Here is an 8160-nt window from a genome sequence, read left to right as displayed (position 1 = left end):
TTGGCAACAAAGCCGGCAATGCTCGGCGTGAGCGAATGCTCGTCGTAGAGAGCGTCACCGCCTAGGCGAATATGCCTGAAATCATAATCCAGGCTTAAGCGCGCTCCGCCGATACGAGTCTGCACCCCCGCCCCCAGTCGGTGGGACTGGATGTCGAATTCGTCGAAGTCCGCATAGAGCGTCTGGTCGAACGTGTAGCGAAAATCGAGTTCAAACGACTTCGTGTCCACCGGAACCACCTTTACATCGGCGCGCAGGCGTGCGCCGACATCCCCCTGCTGCTGTTCGGCGTCCGCTTCTTCAAAGGTCAGATGGCTATCGTAAAGCGCGCCGACCTCGATTTCGAGCGACACCTCCTGCGCCATGGCAGGGCTGGATGTCACCACCATGGTCCCGATAAACAAACTGGAAATTCTGCGCATTGATTTGCCCCTTACTAATGCGAAGGACGGCGCCCCCGAATATAGGCGCACCGTCCACATTCTCGTGTTGGATGAATTAGCCGTCGCCGTCGCCGTCGTCGTCGCCGTCGTCCTCGGCATCTTCAGCCGCTTCCTCGGCATCTTCAGCCGCTTCATCCGCAGCGTCCTCGGCTTCGTCGGCGGCATCTTCAGCCGCTTCCTCGGCATCTTCAGCCGCTTCATCCGCAGCGTCCTCGGCTTCGTCGGCGGCATCCTCGGCTTCGTCAGCCGCTTCATCCGCGGCGTCTTCGGCCTCGTCTGCGGCGTCTTCGGCCTCGTCTGCGGCGTCTTCAGCAGCCTCGTCGGCGGCCTCTGCGGCGTCTTCGGCCGCATCGGCTGCGTCTTCCGCAGCATCGCTCAGATCGTCGGCGGCATCGTTGTCGCCATCGTCATCGCTGTCGTTGCCGTCATCATCCATGTCATCATCGTCATCGTCATCGTCATCGAAGTCGACGCTCACGTCGGTGCTCGTGTCGAAGCCCGGACCGCTCGCGTCAGAACTGAAGTCAAAGCCGGATGTGTCCCGGCTCTCGTCTTCGCTGCGATCGGTATCGGGTGTGCTGGCGTCGGCGCTTCGATCCGACCCGTCGCTGTCAACCGACGAGTCAGTGCTCTGGTCCGTCTCGCTCGTGCTTGTGTCGGAGCTCGTGCTTTGCGCGGCCGGCTGCGTTTGGGCGACCACCGTGCCGGAGAGCAGGGCGATTGCGGCCGTACCTGCTGCAAGGATATTTTTCGTGTTCATTCTTCGCTCCTTTGAAATTCAGTGGCTTGCGACGCTTCGCACCGCAGGCGGGAGAATAGCGTAACAATCCTACAACGGAGCCATTAAGAAGTTATTCCCGAGACACGCGATTATTTCGCGGCCGTCGGCGCGTTAGTTCGCGAAAGAAACCTGGCGTACGCGCCTCAGCGGAATCCGATAATGCCGTATCCAAAGACAGAATCCCGGCCAGGTTTGCCGCGATCCAGCGCCACTTTCGCAATATCAGCGACCGCGCGGTTGCGCTGTTTGACGTCCGGCACTGCAAGGGTGCGCGCGATACGAGCGCTCACGACCGGCGCGGCAAATGACGTTCCACTTGAGGAGCGCATAACGCCTTGGTCGTCGACGGTCGAAACGTCGACCCCTGGAGCAGCAAAGGCAATATGAGTGCCATGATTGGCGCGGCGATAAATTCGGCCCTGGCGATCAACTGCGGTAACGGCAACGACGCCCGGCACCGCGGCAGGAAAGAGCGGCGGCGAAGCGGGGCCGTTGTTGCCGACGGCCGCGACGACCGCATGACCTCGATCGACAAGAATCTTTATTGCGCGGTTCACCAGCTGATTTTCCGGGCCGGCAAGACTGATGTTGATCACCGGGACCTTTTCATACGCCATCCATTCGAGCGCACGAAGGAGTGCGACCGCCGGCGCTCGGCGGCCGTGAAAAATGTTTGCAGAGTAAACTCGTCTGACACCTGCGTCTGAAAGCCTGCTGGCGACAGCCGTTCCATGGCCCACGGCGCTATTCTCCAGCCCGAAATTGGCGGTCCGCATCCCAAGGGAATTGCCGAATACGCTGCGTTTGACCGTGCCGTCGATAAGACCGACGGTGCCGCGACGATCCGTATTTCGCCTGATATTCGACCGTTGCGGAGCAATCGCTCCGATGGCGCCTGCTGCAAACAGGTGGTTACGCGTGACCATAATTTTCGGCGCGGCGTTTTTCAGGCGTTCTATGACCTCCCGCGCCTGCGATGGTTCCACTTTTATGCTGACAAGCTGCAACCCCAATGTGGGTAGCAGCTCTATGATCCTTGATTCGAACCCGGCTTCTTGAAGAGTTTGGAGTTCGTCGGCATCGGCAACCAGTGCCAAGACTTCGTCGGCAACGACTTCATCACCATTTTCGTCGATTTCAACATGGAACGGCTCGGCGCTACCAACCTTGGTGGCTTCCGGCGATAGCGCGCTTGGGCGCGGGCCGCTATCAGCATCGGAGTTGAGTTCGCCTGGCTCGTCACCCGCATTCGTTTCCTCACTCTCAGAGACGTCAGTATCGTCCTCATTTTCAGAGGCCGCTTCGTCGTCCGGCTCAAGCTCAAGCGGTTCGTCGGCCGCATCGTCGCCGACCGCATCCGTATCTTCGATGTCGGAAGCCGCTTCGTCGTCATCGGCATCGGCAGCGTCACCGAGCGAATCGTCCATTTCGTCGTCGGACGAAGGGTCGATCGCATCCTCTGCGGCATCTTCCGCTGCATCCTCCGCAGCGTCACCCACCTCTTCGACCGCCTCCTCGCCTGGATCGTCTGCGTCATCCGCAGCCTCGTCAGGGGCGTTATCGGCCGCCTCATCCGCGGCATCCTCGCTCGCATCATCAATGTCATCATCGGTCGCGTCGTCGGCAGCATCATCGGCCGCTTCATCGGCATCGTCGTCCCCCACGTCGTCGGACGGTTCCTCAACTTCGTCGCTGGCCTTGACGTAGGAAGCTGCGGTAAAGGTCGCGAACATAACGGCAGCGAGCAAACACTTCCTCATATGGCTTACCTCCGACTGCATTCATTCGCTCCGTTTCCGAGGGAGGCACATCGACGGCGGCTCCGTTAATTATAACTTTGTTGACGGCAGAATATTCCTGACGTGACGGAATAATGTATTCGCCGAGCCGTTGTTTAGGAAAATGGTTGATGAAAAGTAATAGCACGCTTGATGCCGATTTGCGAGGGGAGTTGATCGCGTTTCTGCCGCGCTTGCGGCGGTATACGCGATCCTTGGCTGCGGGTGACGAGGATGCTGGGGACGACCTGGCTCAATCGACGGTGGCAAAGGCGCTCGCAAGCATTGAGAGTTTCAGGCCCGGGACGAGGCTCGACAGCTGGATGTACAGAATAGCTCAAAACCTTTGGATCGACACATGCCGGACCGAACGAGCGAAAGGAATTGCCGTGCCGGAAGATGCGCTCGAAGATCTGATGGGCGAAGATGGACGCGAGGTTGCGGAGATGCGGATCGATCTCGCGGCAACGCGGCGAGCGATCGAGAACCTTCCCGACGATCAGCGCGCGGTCGTCATGCTCGTTCTGGTGGACGGCCTGTCATATCAGGACGCATCGGAAACGCTCGGGCTTCCGATGGGCACCGTCATGAGCAGATTATCCCGCGCGCGCGCAATGCTTACAGAAAAGGTGTTCGGATGTCAGTGACGCCAGAAATGCTGCTCGCATTCCTCGACGGGTCGCTATCGTCGGCCGATCGAGACAGAGTCGGACACCTCCTCCGTTCGGATTCCCGCGTGGCGGAACAGTTGATCCAGCAGATTTTGCTGGCTGACGCGGCGCGTGAGAGCTTCGCCGACGACCTCAAGGAGCCGATTCCCGACGCTTGGGTCGCCATGATCGACCGCGCGACTTTCTCATCATCGGCGGGACGTGTCACCAGCCTCGCTGCGCGCCGGGCCTCGCGCAAGTCAACGATCTCGCGATGGGCGATCGGGGCGTCGATGGCCGCGTCGGTTGTAATTGGATTGTATGTTACCAGCGCCCCGTCGTCGCAAGCACTCATTAGTGTTGAGGACGGGCAACTCATCGCATCAGCCGACTTGTCCGGTGCCCTTGATCAAGCACGAGGGGGCTTGGCCATTCCTATCGACCCTGACCATCGTCTCGATGTGCAACTCAGCTTGCGTAAGGCGTCGGGCTCATTCTGCCGAGAGGCGATCGTTGATGCTCCTGGCATCGAACAGGATCGGCATATTTTTGCCTGCAAGGATGACGGAGATTGGACAATATCCGCCTTTGCGAATGCGCCCCGCCGGGAAAGCGGTTTTGCTGCCGTGAGCTCTGACCGACCACTCGACGCTTTGGTCGAGGCGATCGAAGGCGAGACGCTTGACCAGAGCGCCGAAGAACGAGCCATCAGAATGAAATGGCAAGACCCGGCGACCGATGACAGGCAACGTGTCCAGTAATGATCGCTTGGGCGGCGCTATGATTGTGCTTCGACCGTTAACGCGAGAACGCACCAATCGCCCCGCAAGCGCGTGGGTCCGTCGAAGGGCGGATGATGCATGAACAATCCCAGTAAACAGTCGTCATTGGAGAATCCGGTATACCATGACGATCATCAACCGGAAGAGGTTGGCCCGCAGCGAATGATCTACCGACTAGCAAAGGTCGAAGGGCCAAACGACTGTGGACTTTGGCCGGTCCGCAGCATGTACGACCGCGGGATGATGTTCGACGTTGGCCTGTACGTACGGCCGAACGAGAAGCTTCTGATCAGCCTGTCCGACACCATCTGCCTGTGGGGCCGGGTTGTCTGGTCCGGCGACGGGCGATGCGGAGTCGCGTTTGATCGCCCGATTCGGCACGGGGAAGTGATGGGGCAGCTTATCGCTGAACAGGAATCGGAGCGTTATCGCCCGCTGCGACTGACCGTCTCGTGCCTAGGGCAACTGCTGACTGAAGAGCAATGGTTGAAGGTCGAAGTAGTGTCACTTTCGCAAAACGGCGCCGAAATTGCCGTCACCGGAGCATTGAAAGTCGGCGCAGGCGTTGACCTGGCGCTGAGAGATGGGCTCCGCCGAAGCGGCATCATTCGCTGGACGCGCAACGGGGAAGCTGGCGTTCAATTGAAATCGCCCTTCGCCATCTCGGATCTGGAAAGCGTCCGATATTTCGGTTGTCGCCTCGCTGGACGGTCGCAACCGACCGATTGATTGTTGACACCAGAAAGTGGCGGCGAGCGGCGAATGCACGCGTTCGGATCCGGCGCGCACATCGACTGACGAGAGAGGAGGGCCCTGTTTTGAGAATTCTCGTACCCATCGCGATGGCATTGACCGCAGGTTGCACTGAAAATATGCAAGCCTCCGAGCCTTACGACGAAATCTTGCAGCATGAATCAGCTAATGGCATGCCGCAAAGTGAAACCGAGGTGCCCGAAAAGGAATATGAGGTGCCGGAAGCAGGCACATATGACTGATGATCGCGGTGATCCAACGAAAATCGTGACGGATTTCCCTATCGAAGCACCTAGTTGGTGGAAGATTGGGCAACGCGCAGCGGTTCTCACGCCCTTGCAGAATGCAAAGACCGAATTTTATCGATCTTTGTGGCGTAGGAAACTACGGAAAACACGAGTGGGGAGAGGCTGGCGGGCATCTGTCTTTTGATGCCAGGCGCTACGGCGATGGTAACGCCCTCGCCTATCTTGGCTTCGTTAGCGGTAAATCTTTCAGATCTCCGCGTGTCCAACTTGGATTGTGCAGCGCACCTTCCGTTTCTGCGCGCCTTTTCGGGGACTTGCCGGGCAATCCCTTGACCCGCTCGGGACAGGGTCTCGGGAAGCTTTTTCGCGGTTTCGGCGATGCGCTCGCGCAAGGCGATCCCGCGCCGCTCGGCAAACGCCCGCGCCGGGTCGGCCTTGGCATAGTCCGCCGCCATGTCCTTGGCGCGCTCGCGGCTGAGGGTACGAACCAGCTTGCCCTGATCCTTGAAGTCGTCGCGGCCATAATGGAGGCTCACACCGTCACGGTGGCGGCTGAGCCCGACATAGGCGCTGTGGCTATCCATCCCTGGCGTTGCCAGCACATGGGCGCGGTCCACCGTCATGCCCTGCGCCTTGTGGATCGTCGCCGCATAGCCATGATCGACATGGGCATAATCTTTGAGGTCGAACGCCACCGACCGCCCGTTGCCGGTGGTCACCGTCATGCCGCGGTCGCTGACCTGTTCGATCGTCCCGAGCGTGCCGTTCTTCACCGCCAGGCTGCGCTCGTTGCGCAGGAAGATGACGCGGTCGCCAGCCGCAAACATCCGGTCGCCGCGCTCGACCTTGACCGCAACGTCGGCGCCGAGGTCGCCCGATGCGCGCATCCGCTCCCGCGCTTCCTCGTTGAGCGCGCGCACCTCGTCATTGGTGTGGGTGAGGATGATGCGGCTGGCGTCTGGATCGCGCTTCCGGTCGCGATCCCATTGCTCTAGGAGGTCCGTGCGCGCCGCTTCCCGCGTCTCGGCGGCGCGCACCATAGCCGCGGCGTCATAGGCGCGGATCGCATCACCGGTGCGGCCCGTCGCCAGCGCGCGCGTGGCTTCGCGCTGCCACTCCGCTCGCTGGCGCCGCACCTCGGTGATTTCAACACCGCCATGCCGTTCGTGGAGCGCGCGGAACGCCGCGCCCGCTTCGATCGATTGCAGCTGCTGGGGATCGCCGACCAGCACGACTTTGGCGCCGACATCGGCAGCGTGCGACAGCACCCGCTCTATCTGGCGCGTGCCAACCATTCCGGCCTCGTCGATCACCAACACGTCGCGCGATGTCAGCAGATCGCGGCCCTGCGCCCAACCATGTTCCAGGCTCGCAATCGTGCGCGAGGCGATGCCCGAACCATTCTCCAGCCCTTCGGCAGCGATGCCCGACAAGGCGGCGCCGCGCACGTTCAGCCCGGCAGCTTCCCAAGCCTCGCGCGCGACGCCGAGCATCGCGCTCTTGCCGGTCCCAGCATAGCCGACGACTATGCGAAGATCGCCGCGATCGGTCACATGGTGGAACGCCGCGCGCTGCTCACCCGAGAGGACCATCCCGCTCTCAGCCGCTTGACGCAAGGCGCGGTCCCGGTCGGCGGCCGCGACACGGTGCCGTTCGCGCCCTGCCATTGCTTCGGCGGCGCGGTGCAACTGCTGCTCGGTCTCGATCATATCGCGCGAGGTGAACCGTTCCTCGCCGCGCCCGTCCTGGCCGAGCGCGACCAGGTCGGGCGATGATCGCACTGCGCCGAGGACGGCGTCATATTGCTCGCGTCCGTCGCTGTGGCGATGCGCGAACTTCGCGAGGTCGCGTATCGTGAACGTCGCTTGGCCGTGGGTGATCGCGTCGAGCGCCACGCGCGGGTCGGCGATGATCCGCTCGCCATTGCGCTGCGCAATCTCGCGATGCTCGGCGAGCCGTTCGGCTTCAAGGCCGCGATCGCCCATGCGCGATGCGGCGGGACCGATCTTGGCCTGCGGTTCGAGCGCAATGCCCTGCGCCGCGAGGCTGCGATGATCGACACGCGCGTCGATGTCGAGTTCGGCGAGGCGAGTGTTCACATGATCGGCCCATCGCTCGCGCCATTGCTCGACCAGTTCGGTGCGGTTCCACTCGCGGACCTTTGGGCCGAAGCGCGCTTCACCATCTTCGCCGACGACGATCTCGCGCATCGTCAGCATGACATGGGCGTGCGGTTTGGCCAGTCCGTCGGCGCCGATGTCCCAATGGACATTGAGGTCGGCGACCATGCCCTGATCGACAAACTCGCGCTGCACGAAGTCGCGGGCCAGCTCGATGCCCTGCTGCTGGTTCATCTCGCGCGGGATCGCGAACTCGACCTCGCGCGACAGCTGCGCGTCCTTGCGTTTCTCGAACGCCTCGACGTCATTCCACAGCTGCTCTCGATTGTGCCATTCATCGGGTGCGTTCTCGGGGGGCAGCACTTCGCTGTGCACGACGCCCGACTTGTTGGTGAAGTCGTGCGCCCGATCGAGTCGCTCGTCGTGCAGCCGCTCGGCGGATCGATAGGCGGCGGCCGCGACCGCACTCCGCCCGGCAGCGCGGCTGATGACTTTGACCGAGAGATGGAAGATTGCCATTGCGGCCATCCATCTACACTTCAAAAGCCACGTCGGCACGACGTATAAGCGCGCCCTCACAAGATCGAATCTCGCGAGGGACCGGG

8 protein-coding genes are annotated in these 8160 nt (G+C 61.5%); 4 read left to right on the top strand and 4 right to left on the bottom strand.

Translation table 11 applies throughout. The features are described from left to right. From GGQ98_RS17760 to GGQ98_RS17750, 3 genes are all read right to left on the bottom strand, one after another. On the bottom strand, positions 1-422 hold a 422-nt coding region (locus tag GGQ98_RS17760; RefSeq protein WP_184071955.1), incomplete at its 3' end, for a hypothetical protein. A gap of 76 nt (positions 423-498) precedes the next feature. Beyond that, positions 499-1203 (bottom strand): hypothetical protein, encoded by a 705-nt coding sequence (locus GGQ98_RS17755; protein ID WP_184071953.1) that lies wholly within the window; start codon positions 1201-1203, stop codon positions 499-501. 164 nt (positions 1204-1367) lie between these two features. Beyond that, positions 1368-2972 (bottom strand): S8 family serine peptidase, encoded by a 1605-nt coding sequence (locus GGQ98_RS17750; RefSeq protein ID WP_184071951.1) that lies wholly within the window; start codon positions 2970-2972, stop codon positions 1368-1370. A gap of 125 nt (positions 2973-3097) precedes the next feature. On the opposite strand from GGQ98_RS17750, the gene GGQ98_RS17745 reads away from it, so the two are divergent. From GGQ98_RS17745 to GGQ98_RS17730, 4 genes are all read left to right on the top strand, one after another. Further along, positions 3098-3649, top strand: coding sequence for an RNA polymerase sigma factor (locus GGQ98_RS17745; protein ID WP_243451992.1), 552 nt, complete (start codon positions 3098-3100; stop codon positions 3647-3649). Between the two features lie 89 nt (positions 3650-3738). Next, positions 3739-4413 (top strand): hypothetical protein, encoded by a 675-nt coding sequence (locus GGQ98_RS17740; RefSeq protein ID WP_184071949.1) that lies wholly within the window; start codon positions 3739-3741, stop codon positions 4411-4413. 99 nt (positions 4414-4512) lie between these two features. Then, positions 4513-5163: a PilZ domain-containing protein gene (locus GGQ98_RS17735; RefSeq protein ID WP_184071947.1), complete on the top strand. Its 651-nt coding sequence runs from the start codon at positions 4513-4515 to the stop codon at positions 5161-5163. An 89-nt stretch (positions 5164-5252) separates the two neighbouring features. Continuing rightward, a complete protein-coding gene (locus GGQ98_RS17730; protein ID WP_184071945.1) occupies positions 5253-5429 on the top strand; it encodes a hypothetical protein in 177 nt (58 codons plus the stop codon). A gap of 86 nt (positions 5430-5515) precedes the next feature. On the opposite strand, the gene traA is transcribed toward GGQ98_RS17730, so the two are convergent. Continuing rightward, on the bottom strand, positions 5516-8074 hold the full coding sequence (gene traA / locus GGQ98_RS17725; RefSeq protein WP_184071943.1) for a Ti-type conjugative transfer relaxase TraA: 2559 nt from the start codon (positions 8072-8074) through the stop codon (positions 5516-5518). Positions 8075-8160 lie beyond the last annotated feature (86 nt).

Origin of the sequence: Sphingosinicella soli (assembly GCF_014199685.1) — a bacterium.
Classification (GTDB): Bacteria; Pseudomonadota; Alphaproteobacteria; order Sphingomonadales; family Sphingomonadaceae; genus Sphingosinicella; species Sphingosinicella soli.
This window is presented reverse-complemented; position numbering and strand designations above follow the sequence as displayed.

Excerpts from the sequence above, each read along its gene's own strand:
- GGQ98_RS17745 (WP_243451992.1), top strand. The coding sequence starts at position 3,098 with ATGTATTCGCCGAGCCGTTGTTTAGGAAAATGGTTGATGAAAAGTAAT.
- traA (WP_184071943.1), bottom strand. The coding sequence starts at position 8,074 with ATGGCAATCTTCCATCTCTCGGTCAAAGTCATCAGCCGCGCTGCCGGG.
- GGQ98_RS17755 (WP_184071953.1), bottom strand. The coding sequence starts at position 1,203 with ATGAACACGAAAAATATCCTTGCAGCAGGTACGGCCGCAATCGCCCTG.
- GGQ98_RS17735 (WP_184071947.1), top strand. The coding sequence starts at position 4,513 with ATGAACAATCCCAGTAAACAGTCGTCATTGGAGAATCCGGTATACCAT.